We start from the raw sequence: 20,705 nt of genomic DNA on the forward strand, positions 1-20,705 counted from the left end.
CGCCATGCCCCAGGCGCCGCCCTCGCCGGCCGACTCGCCGAGCGCGACCGGCACGCCGAGCGCGTCGGCGAGCACCTGCTGGGCGACGCCCCGGGTGCGGAAGATGCCGCCGTGGGCGTACATGACGTCCAGCCGCACGCCCTCGTCCTTCAGCAGCGCGTCCATCCCCACGGCGAGGGCTCCGAAGGCGCCGTAGAGCTGTGCGCGCATGAAGTTCTCGAGCGTGAAGCGGGCGGACTGCTCGCGCACGAGCAGCGGGCGGCCTGAGGCGACGCCGGTCTGGTGCTCGCCGGAGATGTAGTTGTAGGTCAGCACGCCGCCGGCGTCGGCGTCCCCGTCGGCCCCTGCGGAGAACAGCGTCCCGTAGAGGTCCTCGGCGGACTGCGGAGCGCCGATGAGCTCCGCGAACTGCGAGAACAGGCCCAGCCAGGCATCGAGGTCGGTGGTGCAGTTGTTCGTGTGGATCATCGCGACCGGGTGGCCCGACGGCGTGGTGACCAGGTCGATCTCCTCGCGCGGCCCGGACAGCGGGCCCTCGAGGACGACCATCGCGAAGGCGCTGGTGCCGGCCGAGACGTTGCCGGTGCGGGGCTCGACGGCCTGGGTGGCGACCATGCCGGTGCCGGCGTCGCCCTCGGGCGGGGCGGTGATCGCCCCGGGCTGCAGCGTCCCCGTCGGGTCCAGCAGGGCCGCGCCCTCGGCGGTCAGGTGCCCGGCGTCCTGCCCGGCGACGAGCACCTCGGGCAGCAGGTCCGGCAGCGACCAGGGCATCGCCGCGATCGGGTCGAGCGCGGAGGTGCGCTCGAGCAGCTCGGTGTCGAAGGCGTCGCCCGAGGCACCGATCGGGAACATGCCGCTCGCATCGCCGACGCCGAGCACCTTCCTCCCGGTGAGCTTCCAGTGCACGTAGCCGGCGAGGGTGGTGAGGAAGTCGAGGCGCTCCACGTGCTCCTCGCCCTGCTGCACGGCGTGCAGCAGGTGGGAGATGCTCCAGCGCAGCGGGATGTTCTGCGCGAGCGTCTCGCTGAGCAGCGCCGCGGCCTCGGTGGTGAAGGTGTTGCGCCAGGTGCGGAACTCGGCGAGCTGCTCGCCGTCGGCGTCGAGGGCGAGATAGCCGTGCATCATCGCGGAGATGCCGAGGCCGCCGAGGGTCGTGAGCTCCGTGCCGTGCTGCGCGCGCACATCGCGCGCGAGGTCGGCGTAGCAGTCGCGGATCCCCGCCCACACCGCGTCCAGCGAGTAGGTCCAGATCTCGTCCACCAGCTCGTTCTCCCAGGCGTGGGAACCGGTGGCGAGCACCGCGCCCGTGCCGTCGACCAGGGCGGCCTTGATGCGGGTGGAGCCCAGCTCGATCCCGAGGTGGGCGCCGCCGGCGGCGATCAGGGCCGCGGCGTCGTCCCCTCCGGGCACGGGGGAGGGGGACTGGGCGGGGGACACGTCGGCGTGCGTCATGGGATCACTGAACCAGGTGCCCACCCGCTCTGTCAACGTTCACATCGGGGTGTCCGCCTCCGCGCGCGGCGCTCAGTGGGTCCTTTCGGGACGGGTCGAGCGGCGCACCACCAGGCGCGGCGAGAGCGGCGGCGGGGGAGGGCCGGGGTCCTCCGGATCCTCGAGCAGCTCCAGCAGCCGGTGCAGCGCGAGCCGTCCCAGCTCCGCGAAGGGCTGGGAGACCGTGGTGAGCGAGGGGAGCAGGTACTCCGCGCCGACGGTGTCGTCGAAGCCCGCCACGGCGACGTCCACCGGCACGCGCGCGCCGTGCTCGTGCAGGGCGTGCAGCGCCCCGATCGCCATCATGTCGTTCGCCGCGAAGATCGCCTCCGGCACGCCGTCCGCGAGCAGGGCGCGCGTCAGCTCGTACCCGGACCTCGGTGTCCAGTCGCCGGGCGCGGTCGTCGTCCCCTCAAGGCCCAGCTCCGCGGTCGCCTCGCGGAAGCCGTCGAGGCGGGCGCGGGCGTCGTACCAGTCCGTCGGGCCGGCCAGGTGGGAGACCGAGCGCACGCCCGTGCGTGCGAGGTGCTCGACCACCGCATGCGAGCCGAGGCGCTGGTCCACGCCCACGACCTGGGTGGATGCGGTCGCAGGGGGCTGTGCGGAGACGGCGAGGACGGGGATCGTGGAGGCCGCCGCCGCGACCACCGGCTGCATCCCCTCGTGCGCCGCGACCACGAGGATCCCGTCGACGCCCGATCCGATCAGCTCGGCGCCCGGCGTCGCCCCCGCAGGGTCCCCGGGGCGGACCGTCGTCAGCAGCACCGAGTAGCCCGCCTCGCGGGCCGCGGCCTCGATCGCGGTGACCGTCTCGGAGGGGCCGAACAGCGAGGAGCCGTCGGTGAGCAGGCCGATCTGCGAGGAGCGGGTCGTCTTCAGGGCGCGGGCGGCGCGGTTCGGGGTGTAGCCGGTCTCGGCGATCGCCGCGAGCACCCGCTCCCTGGTCTCGGGGCGGACGATGCCGGGCTGGTTGAGCACGCGGGAGACCGTCTGGTACGAGACCCCGGCGCGGCCTGCGACGTCGGCCATCGACGGGCGGCGCGTCGCTGGGCTCATGGCGTCCTCCTCGCGGACGGTCGGTGGAGCGGCACTCTACAGGGCGATGACCTGCACGGATCGCCCGGTCCGGGCTCGGCGCGCGGTCACGGCGGGCGCCCCCGGCAGGGGGGCGGCGCGGGGTGCGATCGGCGACGTTGCGACATCGTGACCCGCGGCGCGGCCGGTGTCGGTTGACACACGACTCGATGTGAACGTTATCATCCTGGCGACCGATGCCATGGAGGGCATCGGACGAAACGGACGCGGGCCGCTGTCGGCCCGATGTCCACGCCGACGAACGGCCGGTCCCCACGGCGAAGGTGCCCGAGGGAGCCGATGTGCCGCACGCGGTGTCCCGCTCCCGATGAGGGGAGCGGGTGGAGACTTCGACGAGGAGAGATCCATGCACAACCGCAGAAGCTTCATCCTGGGCGGCACCGCCGCCGCGGCAGCGCTCGGCCTCGCGGCCTGCGGCGGGACCGGAGCCGGCTCCGGCGGCCCCGACCCCGACGCCGCCCCCGAGGACCAGACCGTCGGCGTCGCCATGCCGACCCAGACCTACGAGCGCTGGGTCGCCGACGGGAACAACATCAAGAAGGGCCTCGAGGACAAGGGCTTCACCGTCGACATGCAGTACGCCGACGACGACATCCCCACCCAGCAGCAGCAGATCGACCAGATGATCAACTCCGGCGTCTCCGTGCTGCTGATCGCCTCGATCGACGGCGCCTCGCTCTCCGCGCAGCTCGACGCCGCCGAGGCCGCAGGGATCCCGGTGATCGCCTACGACCGCCTGCTCACCGACAACGAGAACGTCGACTTCTACGTAACCTTCGACAACTACAAGGTCGGCGTGAACCAGGCCAATGCGCTCCTGTTCGGCCTGGGAATGCTCGACGAGTCGTTCGAGCCCGCGGCCGACGCTCCCGAGGGCCCGCTGAACGTCGAGCTGTTCGCCGGCTCGCTGGACGACAACAACGCCCACCTGTTCTGGAAGGGCGCGATCGACACCCTGCAGCCCTACTTCGACGAGGGCACTCTGAAGGTCCTCTCGGGGCAGATGGACATCGAGCAGGCCGCCACCCAGCGCTGGGAGCAGGAGACTGCGCAGAAGCGCATGGAGAACCTCCTGACCACCCACTACAACGGCGGCGAGGAGCTCGCCGGCGTGCTCGCCCCGGCCGACCCGCTCTCGCGCGGCATCATCAACGCCCTGCAGAACGCGGGCCTCGGCCCCACCATCGAGGAGGGCCTGCCCATCGTCACCGGCCAGGACGCCGAGATCGCCTCGATCAAGCTGATCGCCGACGGGGTCCAGTCCTCCACGATCTTCAAGGACACCCGCAACCTCGCCGAGCAGGCGATCGTCGCGGCCGAGTCGATCCTGAACGGCGAGGAGCCCGAGGCGAACGACACCGAGACCTACGACAACGGCGTGGTCGTCGTCCCCTCCTACCTGCTCGAGGTGCAGATGGTGCTGCAGAGCAACTACGAGGAGATCATGGTCGACTCCGGCTACTACACGGCGGAGCAGGTGGAGTCCGGCCAGCTCTGACGCAGGCGAGAAGCACCGAACCACCGGTGGGGTCCCGGCGCGCCGTCGTGCCGTCGGGACCCCCTGCCCGAAGGAGGTCCCCGTGGCCGAGAACATCCTCGAGATGCGGTCCATCACCAAACGCTTCCCCGGCGTCGTCGCCCTGAAGGACGTGTCCCTGACCGTCGGCGAGGGGGAGATCCACGCGATCTGCGGCGAGAACGGCGCCGGCAAGTCCACGCTCATGAAGGTCCTCTCGGGCGTCGAGCCCGCCGGCACCTACGAGGGCGAGATCCACTACCGCGGACGCCCCGTCAGCTTCGCGAGCATCAACGACTCCGAGGCCGAGGGGATCGTGATCATCCATCAGGAGCTTGCGCTCATCCCCCACCTCTCCATCGCCGAGAACATCTTCCTCGGCAACGAGCAGAGCCGCGGCGGCGTCATCAGCTGGCACGAGACCAACGCCCGCGCCGCCGAGCTGCTCGAGCGCGTGGGGCTGAAGGAGAAGCCCGTCACTCCCGTCGGCCAGCTGGGCGTGGGAAAGCAGCAGCTCGTCGAGATCGCCAAGGCGCTCTCGAAGGACGTGAGCCTGCTGATCCTCGACGAGCCCACCGCCGCCCTGAACGACGACGACTCCGAGCACCTGCTCGGGCTCATCCGCGACCTGCGCGATAAGAGCGGCGTCACCAGCATCATCATCTCCCACAAGCTCGGCGAGATCGCCGCGGTCGCCGACGCCACCACCGTGATCCGCGACGGCTCCACGATCGAGACGATCGACATGCGCGTGCCCGAGCAGGAGCGGGGCACGCTCGTCCCGCGGATCATCCGCGGCATGGTCGGGCGCGACATCGACAGCCTCTACCCCGAGCGGAGGGCCGAGATCGGCGAGGAGATCCTGCGGATCGAGGACTGGCACGTCGGCCACCCCACCCAGCCCGGCCGCGTCGTCGTCGACGGGGCGTCGCTGACCGTCCGCGCCGGCGAGGTCGTCGGCATCGCGGGACTGATGGGCGCCGGCCGCACCGAGCTCGCCATGAGCCTGTTCGGCCGGTCCTACGGCCGCGACATCTCCGGCCGCGCCCTCATCCACGGCAAGGAGGTGCAGCTGCGCTCGGTCGCCGATGCGATCCACGCCGGCATCGCCTACGTCTCCGAGGACCGCAAGCGGTACGGGCTGAACCTGATCCAGGACATCCGCACCAACATCACCGCCGCGGCGCTGACGAAGATCCGCACGGGCGGCTGGCTGAACGGCAACGAGGAGATCGCGGTCGCCGAGCGCTACCGCTCCTCGCTGAACATCAAGACGCCGACGGTCATGGCGACCGTCGGCAAGCTCTCGGGCGGCAACCAGCAGAAGGTCGTGCTCAGCAAGTGGCTGTACGCCGAGCCGGATCTGCTGATCCTCGACGAGCCCACCCGCGGCGTCGACGTCGGCGCCAAGTTCGAGATCTACACGATCATCAACGAGCTCGCCGAGGCGGGCAAGGCCATCATCGTCATCTCCTCGGAGCTTCCCGAGGTGATGGGGCTGGCCGATCGCATCTTTACGCTGTCCGCGGGCCGGGTCACCGGCGAGGTCGCCGCCCAGGACGCCACCCAGGAGCGCCTCATGGAGCTCATGACCATGGAGAGGGAGTGAGCGCGGCTCATGGCCGGGACTTCTGACATCAAGGAGCTGCTCACGCGCAACCTGCGCACCAGCGGCATCTACATCGCGTTCGTGTTCATCATCCTGCTGTTCACGATCCTCACCGGCGGCCAGCTGCTCAGCCCCGGCAACCTCACGAACCTCGTCCTGCAGTACTCCTACATCCTGATCCTCGCCATCGGCATGGTGCTGATCATCGTGGGCGGACACATCGACCTCTCCGTCGGCTCGGTGGTCGCGCTGACCGGCGCGGTCGCGGCCGTGGTGGTGATCGGCAACGGCCTGCCCTGGTGGCTGGGCGTGCTCGCCGCGCTCGGCACCGGCGTACTGGTGGGCATCTGGCAGGGCTTCTGGGTCGCGTACGTCGGGATCCCCGCGTTCATCGTGACCCTGGCCGGCATGCTCATCTTCCGCGGCCTGACCATGCAGGTGCTCGGCAACGTTTCCCTCTCCCCGTTCCCGCGGGAGTACCAGTTCATCTCCGGCGGCTTCCTCAACGGGCTGCTGGGCGGCAACGGCTTCGACGCCTTCACCCTGTTCCTCGCCGCGGCGCTGGTGGTGGTCTTCGCGATCCAGGAGTACCGCAGCCGGCTCGCGAAGCTGAAGTACAAGCAGCAGGTCGAGGCGTTCCCGCTGTTCTGGGTGAAGATCGCCGCGGTCGCGATCGTGGTCATGGCCTTCGCCTGGCAGCTCGCGCACTCGCGCGGCCTGCCGGTGGTGCTGATCCTGCTGGCGGCGCTGGTGCTGGTCTACGGCTTCATCAGCCAGCGCACGATCGTCGGCCGGCACATCTACGCCATGGGCGGCAACCTCCAGGCCGCGAAGCTCTCCGGCGTGAAGACCACGCGCGTGAACATGTGGCTGTTCATCAACATGGGCCTGCTCTCCGCGGTCGCGGGCATCGTCTACTCGGCCCGCTCGAACTCGGCCCAGCCCGGCGCGGGCAACATGTTCGAGCTCGACGCGATCGCCGCGGCCTTCATCGGCGGCGCCGCCGTGACCGGCGGCATCGGCAAGGTGCACGGTGCGATCATCGGCGGCCTGATCATGGCGGTGATGTCCAACGGCATGCAGATCATGGGCATCGACCAGTCCACCCAGTCCGTGGTGCGCGGCGTGGTGCTGCTGATCGCGGTCGCCTTCGACGTCTGGAGCAAGAAGCGCTCGCAGGCCGGCGCCTGAGCCGCGGCCGGCGAGAGTCGACCCGAGCCGCCGCGCATCCCCTCGCCGGAGGGTGTGCGCGGCGGCTCTTTCTCGTGTGCCGGCACGGGCGCGACCGCAGCCGGGCGCCCGAGCCGCACGGCAGTTCGGTCGGAGGAGTGTTGACGCTCACGTTACAACGATGTAAATTCTGGAGCAGCACACGAAGATCCGGGCCGGGAGCCCGCGGCAGAGCCGCCCCGCCCCGCCCACCACGAAGAGGTGGCCCGCATGATGCATGGTTCTTCCCGCGCTCCCCGCGCCGGTGCCCGGACGGGCCCCGTGCTGGGCAGGCGCTCCCTGATGCAGGGCGCCGGGGCGCTCGCCGCACTCGGCGCGCTCGCCGGCTGCGCCGGCGCGTCGGCCCGACCCAGCGACGACATCGCCTTCTGGCACCTGCTCTCCGGCCCCGACGGGGTGACGATGGGCGAGCTGCTCGACGGCTACATGGCCACCGACGGCGCCGCGAAGGTCACCCAGACCGTCCTGGCCTGGGGCGCGCCGTACTACACGAAGCTCGCCATGGCCTCGGCCGGCGGGCGCGCCCCGGACCTCGCGGTCATGCACGCCGCGCGCGTTCCCGGCTACGCGCCCGGCGGCCTGCTCGACGAATGGGATCTCGACCTGCTGGGCGAGTTCGGGATCCGCCAGGAGGACTTCCCCGAGCTGATCTGGGACAAGATGGTGGTCGATGGGAAGCTGACCGCGATCGCGCTGGACTCCCACCCCTTCGTCCTCTACTACAACACCGAGATCGCCGAGGCCGCCGGGGTGCTCGGCAGCGACGGACTGCTGCTGCCCACCGACACCCCCGAGGACTTCCGTGCCCTCGCCCTCGAGCTCGGCGGGAAGGCGCCCAGCGGCTACGGGCTCAGCTGGGGCTATCTCGGCGACGGCTCGAACCAGTGGCGCATGTTCTCCACCTACTACTCCCAGCTCGGCGGCACGATCGAGCTGCCCGAGGGCGGGACCATGCAGTACCAGGAGGAGCTCGTCGTCCAGGCGATCGAATGGATCCTCTCCCTCATCGACGGCGAGGTCGGCAACGGCGGCCACGACGGCGGCACCGCCATCTCCGAGTTCGCCACCGGCGGCTCCGGCGCCTTCTACGGCGGCGTGTGGGAGACGGGCAGCTACAAGAACGAGGGCCTGCCCTTCGACATCACGATGATCCCCGGCGTCTTCGGGGAGCCGGTCGCCTACGCCGACTCCCACTCCTTCGTCCTGCCCCACCAGATGAGCCCCGACGAGGAGCGCCGACGGACCGTCCACGCCGTGGTCGCGCACCTGCTGAAGAACTCGATCGACTGGGCCGCGGCGGGCCACATCCCCGCCTACTCCCCGGTGGTCGAGGACCCGGCCTACGGGGAGCTGGTCCCGCAGTCCCACTACGCCGACGCCGTCGACCACCTGGTCTACGACCCGCCGGCCTGGTTCACCGGCTCCGGCAGCGACTTCCACACCTACTTCGGCAACGACATGCAGAACGTGTGGGCGAGGCGCACCGACCCGCTCGACGGGTGGAACGCCTTCGTCGCCCGGATCGACGCGCTGCTGCAGAAGCCCAGCCCGATGTGAGCGCGGAGCCCCTCATGCCCGACACCCCCGCAGTTCCCGCCGTCGTCCGCGCGCTCCGCGCCCCGATCCGTCGGCCCCGCCCGTCCCTGCCCCGTCCGCCCGTCGAAGGAGACGTTCGATGACCACCGCAGACGGCCTCGTCACCCCGCCGGGGAAGACCGCCGCCCCCTCTCCCGCGCTCACCCCGGCGCTGAGCCCCGCCCGTCGGCGCCGACGCCGCAGCGACAACCTCCGCGGCTGGCTCTACCTCGCCCCGTTCCTGCTCGCCTTCGGCCTGTTCCTCATCTGGCCGACGGTCTACGGGCTGTGGATGAGCTTCACCGGCACCTCGCTTGCCGGCACGAACACCCAGTTCGTGGGGCTCGCGAACTGGAAGGAAGCGCTCGGCGACCCACAGGTGTGGACGTCGCTCGGCAACACGGTGTGGTTCACCGTGCTCTCCACGATCCCGCTGGTGCTGGTGGCGATGCTGCTGGCGGTGCTGGTGAACATCGGCCTGCCGGGGCAGTGGTTCTGGCGGCTGAGCTTCTTCATGCCCTTCCTGCTCGCCTCCACCCTCGTCTCCCAGTTCTGGAACTGGATGTACAACCCGCAGCTGGGGCTCGTGAACACGATCCTGGGATGGTTCGGGATCGCGGGGCCCGCCTGGCTGCAGGACCCGAGCACCGCGATGATCTCCGTGGTCATCACCACCGTGTGGTGGACCATCGGCTTCAACTTCCTGCTCTACCTCGCGGCCCTGCAGAACATCCCCGACCAGCTCTACGAGGCCGCCTCCCTCGACGGGGCCGGCGCCTGGCAGAAGTTCCGCTCGATCACCCTGCCGCAGCTCGCGCCGACGACGGTGCTGGTGCTCGTGCTGCAGATGCTCGCCTCGCTGAAGGTCTTCGACCAGATCTACCAGATGACCGGCGGCGGCCCCGGCGGCTCCACCCGCCCGGTGCTGCTGTACATCTACGAGGTCGGCTTCACCGGGTACCGCCTGGGCTACGCCTCGGCGATCTCGTACATCTTCTTCTTCCTGATCATCATCGTCTCGATCGCCTACATGGTGATCTCCTCCCGACGGAGCGTGAAGGCATGACCCCGACCCCGACCGCCCGCCCGGCACAGGCCGCGCTCCCGGCCCCTGCCCCGGTCCCGTCCACGTCGAAGGAGTCCCGCTCATGAGCGCCGCGAACCCCGTCGCCGCCCCCGCCGTGCCCGTGCGCGCCCGGGCCGCCGCGAAGGCCCAATCCGTGACCGTCGCCCGCCGACGTCGACGCGGCCCCGCTCCCGCCCGGATCCTCGCCTTCGTGATCCTCGCCGTGTTCGCGCTCGCCTGGCTGACGCCGGTGCTGTGGGCGGCGCTGACCTCCTTCAAGACGGAGGCGGAGGCCGCGGCGATGCCGGTGACGATCGTGCCGGAGAACGGCTTCACCCTCGAGGCATATCTGAACGTGCTGCGCGAGGGGCTCGTGCCCCGCTGGGCGTGGAACAGCCTGATCACCTCCGCGGCGGTCACCCTGATCACCGTCGCGATCTCGGCGCTGGCCGGCTACGCCCTCTCCCGCCTGCGCTTCGCGGGGCGGCAGATGGTGGTGATGCTGATCGTCGCCTCGATCATGATCCCCGGGCAGATCCTCATCGTGCCGCTGTTCCAGCTGATGCTCTCGCTGAACCTGGTGGACACCTACTGGGGGATCATCCTGCCGCAGGTGGTCGCGGCCCCGATGGTGTTCATCCTCAAGAAGTTCTTCGACCAGATCCCCTTCGAGCTGGAGGAGGCCGCGCTGATGGACGGCGCGAGCCGGCTGCGGATCTTCTGGTCGATCGTGCTGCCGCTGTCCCGCCCGATCCTCGGCGCGGTCGCGATCTTCGTGTTCATCGGCGCGTGGAACAACTTCCTGTGGCCCTTCATCGTCGTCAACGACTCGAACCTGATGACGCTGCCGACGGGCCTGCAGACCGTGATCAGCGCGTACGGCATCCAGTACGCGCAGAACATGGCCCAGGCGATGCTCGCTGCGCTGCCGCTGATCGTGGTGTTCATGTTCTTCCAGCGCCAGATCATCAAGGGCATCGCCACCACCGGTATCGCCGGCACCTGATCCGGCGGTGGGCAGCGCCCGGGCCGCGGCGCCCGTCGGCCTCCGGGGGTCGACGGGCGCCGCGCGGGCGACCGACGAGTTCGGTCGCCCAGGGCTCCGAGTGTCCACAGGGGACGCCGCATAGGTCACACGGGTTTGCCTCCCCACGCTCACCTGGCCTGGGATGGAGGGACGGCCGCCGGCACGCGGCGGCCCCGTCCCGCAGGAGGCAGCCCATGACGACCCTCGAGCACTCGATCGTGATGGGCGGGAGCATGGCCGGCCTGCTCGCCGCCGCGGCCCTCGCCCCGCACAGCGCCCGCGTCACGATCATCGACCGCGACCCGCTGCCCGTCGACGGGCCCGACGCCTTCGCCCCGCGTCGCGGCGTGCCCCAGGGCGGGACCGTCCACCGCCTGCTCGCCCTCGGCGAGGCGCGGATGGAGGAGCTCCTGCCGGGTCTGCGCGAGGAGGTCCTCGCCGCCGGCGCCGTCCCGCGCGCCGCCCGCGAGGCGGACCCCGTGCTCGACGAGGCGACGCCGGACGAGGGCGCCCCCGCCGCGGCCGACGGCCCGCTCGGGACCGACGAGCACGACGCCCCTGACATCGACGAGCCCGGCACCCTGTGGCTCACCCGTCCCGTCCTCGAGGGCGTGGTGCGCCGCCAAGTGCTCTCCCTGCCCGGCGTCGAGGCGGTCCAGGGCGCCGTCGGAGGACTCCTGACCAGCGACGACAAGCGCACCGTCACCGGCGTGCAGCTCCGCGGCGGAGAGGACGACGAGCTGCACGGTGACCTCGTCGTCGATGCGGCCGGGCGCAGCAGCCGCGCCGCCACCTGGGTCGAGGGCCTCGGGTTCGAGCGCCCGCGCACCCTCGGCACCCGCGTCCACGTCGCCTACACCTCGCAGCGCCTGCGACTGCGCGAGGGCGCCCTTCCCGAGGGCACCGAGTCTCTCGGGCAGCCGGCGACCGGCAACAGCCCCTTCACGATCGACCTCGAACCGTGCGGGGCCGACGAGCACATCCTCTCCATCGCCGGCACCGCCCGCCACCAGCCGCCCACCGATCTCGAGGGTCTGCTGGACATGGTCGCGCTGCTGCCTGAGCGGGAGACCGCCGACGCCCTGGACAGCGCCCTCGAGGGCGCGGAGCCGGTGGGGGAGCCATCCGCCGCCAAGGCCGCGGGCGCCCACCGCCAGCTCTGGGAGGAGACGACCGACGGCCCCGAGGGGCTCCTCCACGTCGGCGACTCCGCCGCGATGTTCACCCCGCTGTACGGCCAGGGCATGACCATGGCCGCGGTCGGCGCGGTCGCACTGCGGGACACGCTCGCGGACGACGGGGCAGACGGTCTCGCCGCCCGCTTCCCCCGCCTGCTCGGCGCACTGCTCGACCGCGCCTGGGAGATCACCACCTCCCGCGACGCGCAGATCCCCGGCGCCGAGATGCTGGTCGACGGCGCGGTGGTCGAGGAGCTGCCGGTGCCGGAGGCGGCCTTCGTGGTCTGAGCGGGGTCCCGGGACGGTGAGATCGCCCCGCTCAGGCCGAGGTCACATCTCCTGTCGACCCCACAGCGCACGCCCGTCGGCACCGAGCACGCTGAAGGAGAGCGCCCATGACCCTGTGTCCTCCCGCCAGCCTCGCGTGAAGACGCCGCGGTAGACCTCGCCGTCGAGGTCGATCGTCGCGCGCGAGGCGCCCTCGAGCCGCCACGTGCCCGTGCGGTCGCCGGTGACCATCCCATTGCGGTGGAGCCTGATGGGCCGGGACTCGACCACCTCGGGGCTGATGGCGCGCCCGTGGTCGACGAGCTGCCAGTCGCCCTCGAGATCGAGGCGATGCAGGCGGGAGGAGCGCGCGTCGCTCGCGGACTCCCCGGCGTACCGGTGAGGGGAGACGACGAGCCAGCCGTCTGCTGTCAGGTGCATCCGATGAACGCGCACCTGGTGCATCTCCCCGGTGCCGGGGAAGCGACTGTGCAGGAACAGGAAGATGTCGCGCTCGTCGTCGCTCCTCCACGCCGAGACGTGCCCCGGGGACACGTAGCCTGCACCGATCCCCTCCTCCGGGCCGGCGCTGAAGCGGTGGTTGCCCAGCAGCTTCGCGGCGTACGGCTCGATGGACGCGTCGTCGAACAGCGGCAGGTCCGGATCCGCCTTCGCCTCGCGCAGGTCCTGCCCGGACGGGTCGAGATACGGGCCCGCGACGTCGCGCGATCGGCCCAGGCGCACGTTGTATCCGCCTGCGGCGTCCAGGCCCCCGAAGGTCAGCAGCAGGTAGTAGTAGCCGCTCCGCCGGGAATGGAGGATGTACGGCGCTTCGATGCGGGCATGGTTCCCGCCGACCAGGTGGGTTCCGTAGCCCTGGCCGGGCAGGGGCCATCCGGTGGCCGGATCCAGCTCGAGCAGGAAGATGCCGCCGGAGTAGGAGCCGTAGACCAGTCGGTGGCGCCCTTCGGCGTCGACGAACGCGTGCGGGTCGATGGTGTTCGGGTGGATCCGGGCGTCGTAGATCGTGCCGTCCTCGCTCGGCTCGTCCCACATCCCCGATCGCAGGAAGATCCCCTCGTTCCGATACGGCCCCTCGACCCGATCGGCGATCGCGGTGCCCATCGCCGAGCGGGGCGAGGAGCCTTCGCAGGCGCAGTAGTACATGCGGAACCGACCGTCGGGGGTCTCCGCGACGTCAGCTGCCCAGAGCGTGTCGGTCTCCGCCCAGGCGAAGGCCTCTGCGAGCTCGACCGTGACGTCCTCGAACAGCGGGTTCTGCGGGGTGACGAGATCGGCGTAGCCCTGCCAGCTGAGGAGGTCGTCGCTGCGCGCGGCGGCCAGATGCGAGCCGAAGACGTGGAAGCGTCCGTCGGCGACGATGACCGAGGGGTCGTGGACGGAGACCTCGGTGAACTCCGGATCGGGCGGGGGAGCGTTCAGGGGAGGGCGGGCCGCCGCCGATAGCGCGCCGAGTGCTGTCGCTCCGCCGGCGGCGGACAGGGTCGCGGTCGCGGTGAGCAGGCCGCGTCGGGAGATGGTCACCATGATCGACTCCTTCGTCGAGAGCCCGGGGCCGTCCATCGGTGGACGCCGCGCCAGGGTGCGCCGTTCCGGGGTGGGGGTGTCGCGGGGTGCTGGAACGACCGATGCACCGGGGCGTCCGGACCGTTCGCAACGAACGTTACAACGTTGGAAACAGTGTGGCAAGGGCGTGGCGGTCGGTGCGGAGGTGCGGCGAGGCAGAGCCGCGCGGCTCAGCGCGAGTAGGTGAGGAACCGGTAGCGCAGGCCGTTCGCGGCCTCGTGCCAGCCTTCTGCGGGATCGACGGAGGCGACTGTGAACTCCGAGGGGGTCGCGGGGGCGAGGGTGTCCCCGTCGACCTCGAGGTCGATCTCGGTGACGACCAGCTGCTCGGCGACCTCGATCGCGTCGGCGTAGATCGAGCCGCCGCCGATCACCCAGGTGGTCCCTGTCGGGCCGGCCTCGGTCGCGGCGAGCTCGAGCGCCTCCGGCAGCGAGCGGGCGCGCACCGCGCCCGGCAGGTCGAGGGAGTCGTCGCGGGTGATGACGATGTTCGTCCGCCCCGGCAGGGGGCGGAACCTCGGCGGGAAAGACTCCCAGGTGCGCCGCCCCATCACGACGGGGGAGCCGGAGGTGGTGCGCTTGAAGTGCTTCAGGTCCTCGGGCAGGTGCCAGGGCATGGTCCCGCCCGCGCCGATCACTCCGCCGCGCGCCTGCGCCCAGATCATGCCGATCCGCGGTGTGGTCGTCCCATCGGCCGCACCGGTCTCGCGCGCTGCGAGCTCGTCGGCCCGGCCGCTCTCTTCGGTCGCCCCCGCGCGGTCCGCGGCAGTGGCCGCGCCCGTCCCGTCGGCCGTGCTCACACCGCCACCGGAGCCTTGATGCCCGGGTGGTGCTGGTAGCCGACGATCTCGATGTCCTCGGGCTCGTACTCGAGGATCGAGTCGGGCCGACGGTCCAGGCGCAGCTCGGGGTACGGGTAGGGCTCGCGGGAGAGCTGCCGCTCCACCTGCTCGACGTGGTTGTCGTAGATGTGGCAGTCCCCGCCGGTCCAGACGAAGTCGCCGACCTCGAGACCGGTCTGCTGGGCGACCATGTGCGTGAGCAGCGCGTAGCTGGCGATGTTGAAGGGCACGCCGAGGAACAGGTCGGCGCTGCGCTGATACAGCTGACAGGAGAGCTTCCCGTCGTGCACCTCGAACTGGAACAGGGCGTGGCACGGCGCGAGCGCCATCTGCGGGATGTCCGCCGGGTTCCAGGCCGAGACGATCAGGCGCCGCGAGTCGGGGTTCGTGCGGATCTGCTCGACCACGTCGGTGATCTGGTCGATCACGCCGCCGTCGGGGGTGGGCCAGGAGCGCCACTGCGCCCCGTAGACCGGGCCGAGGTCGCCGTTCTCGTCGGCCCACTCGTCCCAGATGGTCACGTCGTGCTCGTGGAGGTAGCCGATGTTCGTGTCCCCGCGCAGGAACCACAGCAGCTCCACGATGATCGAGCGGGTGTGCACGCGCTTGGTCGTGACCAGCGGGAACCCCTCGGAGAGGTCGTAGCGGATCTGCTTGCCGAAGAGGCTGCGGGTGCCTGTGCCGGTGCGGTCGCCCTTGGCGTGGCCGGTCTCCAGGACCTCGCGCAGCAGGTCCTCGTAGGGGGTCGGGATCGTCACCGGGGGAGCTCCTCGTTCTCGGGGCGGGCAGTGGGATCGGGGCCGGGCAGGACGGCGCCCGGCGGCGGGGGAGCGGCCGACGGGGCGGCTCCAGCGGCGGCCGATGGGGCGGGGATTGGCGGCGACGCCTCGACGGCGCCCGGCGCCGTGGACTCGCGCACGACCAGCGAGTACGGCGTGTCGATCGTGCGGGGCGGGCCGTCGTAGCCCTGGATCCGCTCGGCGAGCAGATCCAGCGCGGTCGCGGCGAGGGTGTGCTTGTCGGGCGCGATGGTGGACAGCGACGGGATGGTGAAGGGGCTGTCGGGGGTGTCGTCGTAGCCGATCACGGCGACGTCCTCGGGCACGCGTCGGCCCAGGCGGCGCAGCATGGCGAGCGCGCCGGTGGCGAGGTCGTCGTTGCCGCACACGATCCCGTCGACCTCCGGATGGCGAGCGAGCAGCTCGCGCGCGCCGGCGAAGCCGTCCTCGCGCCGCCAGTCGTCCACGACCTGGATCCGGGCGGGCTCGCCGCCGAGGTCGTGCGCTTCCAGCGCCGCGAGGAAGCCGTCGCGCCGCATCGTCCCGGAGGAGTGGGGCTGCTTGCCCTGGGCGGTGTCGATCGCGCCGATGAACGCCAGGCGCCGGCGGCCCTGCTCGATCAGGTGCGAGGTCGCCTCGTACGCGGCGCCGACGTTGTCGATGCGCACGTAGTCGCTGCCCTGCGGGAGCGTCTCGGGCAGGTGCTCGCCGATGAACACGGTGGGCTGGCTGGTGCGCTCCATCCGCGCGAACAGCTCCTCCTCGAGCATCAGCGGGTTGAAGATGACCCCGTCGCCGAGCACGCGCTTGAACCCCTCGAGCACGGTCCGCTCCGCCTCGCGCCCGCCGGAGGTCGAGTGCAGCAGGATCGTCTGCCCGCGCTCCTGCGCCACCTCGATGAACTGCTGGGCCAGGTTCGAGAAGTAGGAGAAGTCCAGCGAGGGGACGGCGAGGGTGATCATGCCGCTCGCCCCGGTGCGCAGCTGCTGCGCCGCGACCTGGGGGCGGTAGCCCACCTGCAGGATCGCCTCGCGCACCTTCTCGCGGGTGGAGTCCTTCACGTGCGGGTAGTCGTTGACCACGTTGGAGACGGTCTTGATCGAGACCCCGGCGATCTCGGCGACGTCGCGCAGCGACGGCGGACGTCGGCGGCGGGTCGCGGGACTCTCAGGCATGAGGTCGATTCTCGCACCGCCGGGCCCGCGGGGGAGCCGACGTGACCGAGGTCGTGTCGAGAGCGCCGGGGCGGGGTGTCAGCAGAAAGGGGACTGCAGCGGCACGCCGCGCGGCTGAGCAGCTCAGCGTGCCGCTGGAGTCCCCTTTCTGCAGGCGACCGGTTGCGGCGGGACGCCGTTGACGAGGGGTCGGACCTGTGGAAGCATGTTTGCAACGTTGTAGAAACGGTCGTCGCGCCGGGCGCAGCTGCCCGGTGGCACGACCTCGCCGCTCCCTCGCTCCGCCGCCGATCGCCGCTCCAGCGCCGCATCGCCGGCCCGCCCCACCTCAAGGATGCCGACACCGATGTCTTCGCCCGTCACCCTCACCCTGCACCCGTCCTTCCAGGTCGCGCCCGTGCGCCGCCGCACCTTCGGCGCCTTCGTCGAGCACCTCGGCCGCTGCGTCTACACCGGCATCTTCGAGCCGGATCATCCGTCGGCCGACGAGGACGGCTTCCGCACCGACGTGCTCGCCCTGACCCGCGAGCTCGGCGTGAGCTCCGTGCGCTATCCGGGCGGCAACTTCGTCTCCGGCTACCGCTGGGAGGACGGCGTGGGCCCCGTCGAGGAGCGCCCCGCCCGCCACGACCTCGCGTGGCACTCCACCGAGCCCAACACCGTCGGGCTCGACGAGTTCATGACCTGGGCGAGCAAGGCCGAGGTCGAGCCGATGTACGCGGTGAACCTCGGCACCCGCGGGATCGAGGAGGCGCTCGACGTGCTCCAGTACGCGAACGCCCCCCGCGGCATCGCGTACTCGGACCAGCGCGCCGAGAACGGCCACGCCGAGCCCTACGGCATCCGCATGTGGTGCCTCGGCAACGAGATGGACGGCCCCTGGCAGGCCGGGCACAAGACCGCCGAGGAGTACGCGCGGATCGCGACCGAGGCCGCCCGCCTCATGCGCCAGGAGGACCCGGATCTCGAGCTGATCGCCTGCGGCTCCTCGAGCTCCTCCATGGAGACCTTCGCGGCCTGGGAGAAGACCGTCCTCACCGAGTCCTACGACCTGGTCGACATGATCTCCGCCCACGCCTACTACTCGGAGAAGGACGGCGACCAGGCCTCCTTCCTCGCCTCGGCCGACGACATGGACCACTTCATCGACTCCGTCGTCGCGACCGCCGACCACGTGCGCGCCAAGCTCAAGCGCGACAAGCGCATCATGATCAGCTTCGACGAGTGGAACATCTGGTACCAGCACCGCGCCGAGTCCCGCCCGCCCAGCGGTGACGACTGGCCGGTCGCACCGGTGCTGCTCGAGGACACCTACAGCGCGATGGACGCCGTCGTCTTCGGCAACCTGCTGATCTCCCTGCTGCGCCACAGCGACCGCGTCGCTTCCGCGTCCCTCGCCCAGCTGGTCAACGTCATCGCCCCGATCATGACCGCACCCGGCGGGGAGGCCTGGAAGCAGACCACCTTCCACCCCTTCGCGCTCACCTCCCGCCACGCGGCCGGACAGGTGCTCGACGTGCGCGTCACCGCTCCGAGCTTCGAGAACACCCGCTTCGGTGAGAGCTCCGCGGCCGACGCGGTGGCGACCTGGGACGAGGAGTCCGGCGCGCTGGCCCTGTTCGTCGTCAACCGCGGACCCGAGGGCGAGCAGGCGCTGGACGCGGACCTCGCCGGCTTCGGTGACCTCGAGCTGGTCGAGGCCGTCACCCTCCACCACGAGGACCCCTATGCCGCGAACACCCAGGACGCGCCCGAGACCGTCGTGCCCGCACCGAACGACTCGGTCGCGCTGGACGGCGGCCGCCTCGTCGGCGCGCTGCCGGCGATCTCCTGGTCGATGATCCGTCTGGCCCGCCGGGCCTGACACCCTGACACGGTCCGGCCGGGTGGAGCGCCCCCGGCCGGGCCGGCACCCACCCGTCCACCACAGCCCGCCGTCCGCTCCCCGCGTCTGCAGATGTGGGCTCTGAGCGGCACGCTGAGCCGCTGAGCGCCGCGGCGTGCCGCTGGAGTCCCCTTTCTGCAGACGCTCCGCCCCACCGACCTCGCCCCGCCACTCCGAGGAGACCTCGATGACCGCCCGCACACTGACCACCGGCCTCCTCGGCGCCCTCGCCCCGACCTCGACCGGCACCCGTCCGCTCGCCCCGCGCACCGGAGCGACCGACGGGCCCGCCCGCGTCGTGATCGACCTGGACCTGCCCGGTGCCACGATCTCCCGCCACCTCTACGGCCACTTCGCCGAGCACCTGGGGCGTTGCATCTACGGCGGCTTCTACGTGGGCGAGGACTCCGAGATCCCGAACGTGCGCGGCATCCGCACCGACGTGGTCGAGGCGCTGCGCGCCCTGCGGATCCCGAACCTGCGCTGGCCCGGCGGCTGCTTCGCCGACGACTACCACTGGCGCGACGGGATCGGCCCGCGCGAGGACCGTCCCCGCATGGTCAACTCCCACTGGGGAGACATCGTCGAGGACAACTCCTTCGGCACCCACGAGTTCATGGACCTCGTCGAGCTGCTCGGCACCGAGGCGTACGTCAACGGGAACGTCGGCTCCGGCACGGTGCGCGAGATGAGCGACTGGATCGAGTACCTCACCCGCGCCGACGACTCCCCGATGGCGGCGCTGCGGCGCGAGAACGGCCGCGACGAGCCGTGGAACGTGCCGTTCTTCGGCATCGGCAACGAGGCCTGGGGCTGCGGCGGGAATATGCGCGCCGAGGACTACGCCGCGCTGGCTCGCCAGTACGCCACCTATGTGCGCGACCACGGCGACAACCAGGTCACCCGCATCGCCGCCGGCGCGAACGTGGACGACTTGGCCTGGACCGAGGCGCTGATGCGCGCGATCGACGGGCTCGAGGGCCGTGACGGCCGGCCCGGTCCCTTCCAGGCGATCTCGCTGCACTACTACACGATGTCCGGGCCTTGGGAGGACAAGGGCAGCGCCACCGAGTTCAGCGAGGAGGAGTGGTATCGCACCCTCTCCCGCGCCGTCCGCGCCGAGGAGCTCGTGGCCCGTCACGCCACCGTCATGGACCGCCACGACCCGCACAAGAAGGTCGGCCTGGTGTTCGACGAGTGGGGCACCTGGTGGAACGTCGAGCCCGGCACGAACCCCGGCTTCCTGTACCAGCAGAACACCGTGCGAGACGCGCTGGTGGCGAGCCTCCACTTCGACGGCTTCCACCGTCACGCGGACCGGCTGCTGATGGCGAACATCGCCCAGACCGTGAACGTGCTGCAGGCGATGATCCTCACCGACCCGGACTCCGGCGCGCTCGTGCTCACCCCGACGTACCACGTCTTCGCCATGAACGCCGGGCACCAGGACGCCGCTGCGCTCGACGCCCACCTGCTGCTGCCCGAGGAGATCGCCGAGGTCGACGGTCGCCCGCTGCCGCTCGTCTCCGCTTCTGCCTCGCTGCGGGCCGACGAGGGCACGGCGCTCGTGTCCCTGTCGAATCTCTCGGCCGACGGGCCCCGCACCCTGGTGCTCGACCTGCGCGGCCGCTCGGTGACCGGCCACGAGGCGACCGTGCTGACCGGCGCGTCGACCGCCGCCCACAACACCCCAGAGCAGCCGGACGCCGTCGCCCCGGCGCCGCTGACGGACGTGCGCGAGCACGAGCGGGGCCTCGAGGTGACCCTGCCGGCGCACTCCTTCGCGACGGTGCGGCTTGACCTCGCCTGACCGCGGCGCCGACCAGCCCCGGCAGGGCGCGAGAGTGGAGAGGCCCGGTGCGTCGGCCGGTGGTGCGGAGGAGCGCCGCGAGCGCCTCCGCACCCTGCTGGGTCTCGAGCCCACCACGACGGAGGGACGCCTCGCCGACGTACCGCCGGCCCCGTCGGACGACGGCCCGGTCGCGGTGCAGCTGCTCGCTCCGTGCGGGGAGCCCGGCGCGGAGCCGGGCGCCGGCCCCGACGTGATCCCGGCGTTCCTCCTGCGTCCCGCGCCCGAGCACGACACCGGCGCCGGCGTCGTCCTCGTCGCCGGGCACGGACGCGGCATCGACGCGCTGGTTGCGACCGATCCGGCTGACGAGTACCACGACGCCCTCGCCCACAAGCTCGCCCGCGCCGGGCTGACCGTGCTGTGCCCGGAGATGATCGGCTTCGGCCGGCGCCGAGTCCCGCCCCCGCCGGGAGGCGCTCCCTGGGCGCCAGACGAGAAGACCTGCGAGATCGACGCGGCCCGGCACCTGCTGCACGGCCGGCCGGTCATCGGCCGCCGCGTCGCCGACGCCCGCGCCGCCGTCCAGGCGCT

General features: G+C 71.5%; 15 protein-coding genes and 1 pseudogene. 10 read left to right on the forward strand and 6 right to left on the reverse strand.

The annotated features are described in order from the left end of the window. The coding region (locus HMPREF3159_RS12885) for a xylulokinase (protein ID WP_070501457.1) at positions 1 to 1,452 on the reverse strand (1,452 nt) is incomplete at its 3' end. A gap of 72 nt (positions 1,453 to 1,524) precedes the next feature. Next, entirely contained in the window at positions 1,525 to 2,547 is a 1,023-nt protein-coding gene (locus tag HMPREF3159_RS12890) for a LacI family DNA-binding transcriptional regulator (RefSeq protein WP_070501459.1), read from the reverse strand. A 385-nt stretch (positions 2,548 to 2,932) separates the two neighbouring features. On the opposite strand from HMPREF3159_RS12890, the gene chvE reads away from it, so the two are divergent. The 7 genes from chvE (at position 2,933) to HMPREF3159_RS12925 (ending at position 12,075) form a co-directional block, all read left to right on the forward strand. Then, complete coding sequence (gene chvE / locus HMPREF3159_RS12895) at positions 2,933 to 4,084, forward strand: multiple monosaccharide ABC transporter substrate-binding protein (RefSeq protein WP_070501461.1); 1,152 nt, start codon at positions 2,933 to 2,935, stop codon at positions 4,082 to 4,084. Between the two features lie 82 nt (positions 4,085 to 4,166). Next, positions 4,167 to 5,711 carry a multiple monosaccharide ABC transporter ATP-binding protein gene (gene mmsA / locus HMPREF3159_RS12900; RefSeq protein WP_070501463.1) on the forward strand — a complete coding sequence of 515 codons (1,545 nt, stop codon included), beginning with the start codon at positions 4,167 to 4,169 and terminating at the stop codon, positions 5,709 to 5,711. A 9-nt stretch (positions 5,712 to 5,720) separates the two neighbouring features. Further along, entirely contained in the window at positions 5,721 to 6,902 is a 1,182-nt protein-coding gene (gene mmsB / locus HMPREF3159_RS12905) for a multiple monosaccharide ABC transporter permease (protein WP_070501465.1), read from the forward strand. Between the two features lie 249 nt (positions 6,903 to 7,151). Beyond that, positions 7,152 to 8,498 carry an extracellular solute-binding protein gene (locus HMPREF3159_RS12910; protein ID WP_070501467.1) on the forward strand — a complete coding sequence of 449 codons (1,347 nt, stop codon included), beginning with the start codon at positions 7,152 to 7,154 and terminating at the stop codon, positions 8,496 to 8,498. A gap of 118 nt (positions 8,499 to 8,616) precedes the next feature. Then, positions 8,617 to 9,582: a carbohydrate ABC transporter permease gene (locus tag HMPREF3159_RS12915; RefSeq protein ID WP_070501469.1), complete on the forward strand. Its 966-nt coding sequence runs from the start codon at positions 8,617 to 8,619 to the stop codon at positions 9,580 to 9,582. A gap of 82 nt (positions 9,583 to 9,664) precedes the next feature. Beyond that, complete coding sequence (locus HMPREF3159_RS12920) at positions 9,665 to 10,588, forward strand: carbohydrate ABC transporter permease (protein WP_141748225.1); 924 nt, start codon at positions 9,665 to 9,667, stop codon at positions 10,586 to 10,588. Between the two features lie 215 nt (positions 10,589 to 10,803). Continuing rightward, the gene (locus HMPREF3159_RS12925; RefSeq protein WP_070501471.1) at positions 10,804 to 12,075 is read left to right on the forward strand and encodes a hypothetical protein; all 1,272 of its coding nucleotides are present in this window, start codon (positions 10,804 to 10,806) and stop codon (positions 12,073 to 12,075) included. A gap of 42 nt (positions 12,076 to 12,117) precedes the next feature. Here HMPREF3159_RS12925 and HMPREF3159_RS12930 read toward each other — a convergent pair whose 3' ends face one another. The 4 genes from HMPREF3159_RS12930 to HMPREF3159_RS12945 form a co-directional block, all read right to left on the reverse strand. Next, on the reverse strand, positions 12,118 to 13,602 hold the full coding sequence (locus HMPREF3159_RS12930; RefSeq protein WP_070501478.1) for a glycoside hydrolase family 43 protein: 1,485 nt from the start codon (positions 13,600 to 13,602) through the stop codon (positions 12,118 to 12,120). Between the two features lie 209 nt (positions 13,603 to 13,811). Beyond that, the gene (locus HMPREF3159_RS12935; protein ID WP_371441712.1) at positions 13,812 to 14,441 is read right to left on the reverse strand and encodes a dihydrofolate reductase; all 630 of its coding nucleotides are present in this window, start codon (positions 14,439 to 14,441) and stop codon (positions 13,812 to 13,814) included. After that, positions 14,438 to 15,241, reverse strand: coding sequence for a thymidylate synthase (locus HMPREF3159_RS12940; RefSeq protein WP_070501473.1), 804 nt, complete (start codon positions 15,239 to 15,241; stop codon positions 14,438 to 14,440). Before HMPREF3159_RS12940 ends, HMPREF3159_RS12935 begins: the two co-directional genes overlap by 4 nt. Then, a complete protein-coding gene (locus HMPREF3159_RS12945; RefSeq protein WP_246821635.1) occupies positions 15,238 to 16,437 on the reverse strand; it encodes a LacI family DNA-binding transcriptional regulator in 1,200 nt (399 codons plus the stop codon). Before HMPREF3159_RS12945 ends, HMPREF3159_RS12940 begins: the two co-directional genes overlap by 4 nt. 346 nt (positions 16,438 to 16,783) lie before the next feature. Between HMPREF3159_RS12945 and HMPREF3159_RS12950 the strand changes: the two genes are divergently transcribed. From HMPREF3159_RS12950 to HMPREF3159_RS12960, 3 genes and pseudogenes are all read left to right on the forward strand, one after another. Next, complete coding sequence (locus tag HMPREF3159_RS12950) at positions 16,784 to 18,301, forward strand: arabinosylfuranosidase ArfA (RefSeq protein ID WP_070501475.1); 1,518 nt, start codon at positions 16,784 to 16,786, stop codon at positions 18,299 to 18,301. A gap of 208 nt (positions 18,302 to 18,509) precedes the next feature. Further along, the gene (locus HMPREF3159_RS12955) at positions 18,510 to 20,132 is read left to right on the forward strand and encodes an alpha-N-arabinofuranosidase (RefSeq protein WP_083305948.1); all 1,623 of its coding nucleotides are present in this window, start codon (positions 18,510 to 18,512) and stop codon (positions 20,130 to 20,132) included. Next, positions 20,119 to 20,705, forward strand: a pseudogene (locus HMPREF3159_RS12960) (hypothetical protein); the annotation flags it as partial. The gene HMPREF3159_RS12955 and the pseudogene HMPREF3159_RS12960, both read left to right, overlap by 14 nt.

Origin of the sequence: Brachybacterium sp. HMSC06H03 (assembly GCF_001807385.1) — a bacterium.
Taxonomy (GTDB): domain Bacteria; phylum Actinomycetota; class Actinomycetes; order Actinomycetales; family Dermabacteraceae; genus Brachybacterium; species Brachybacterium conglomeratum.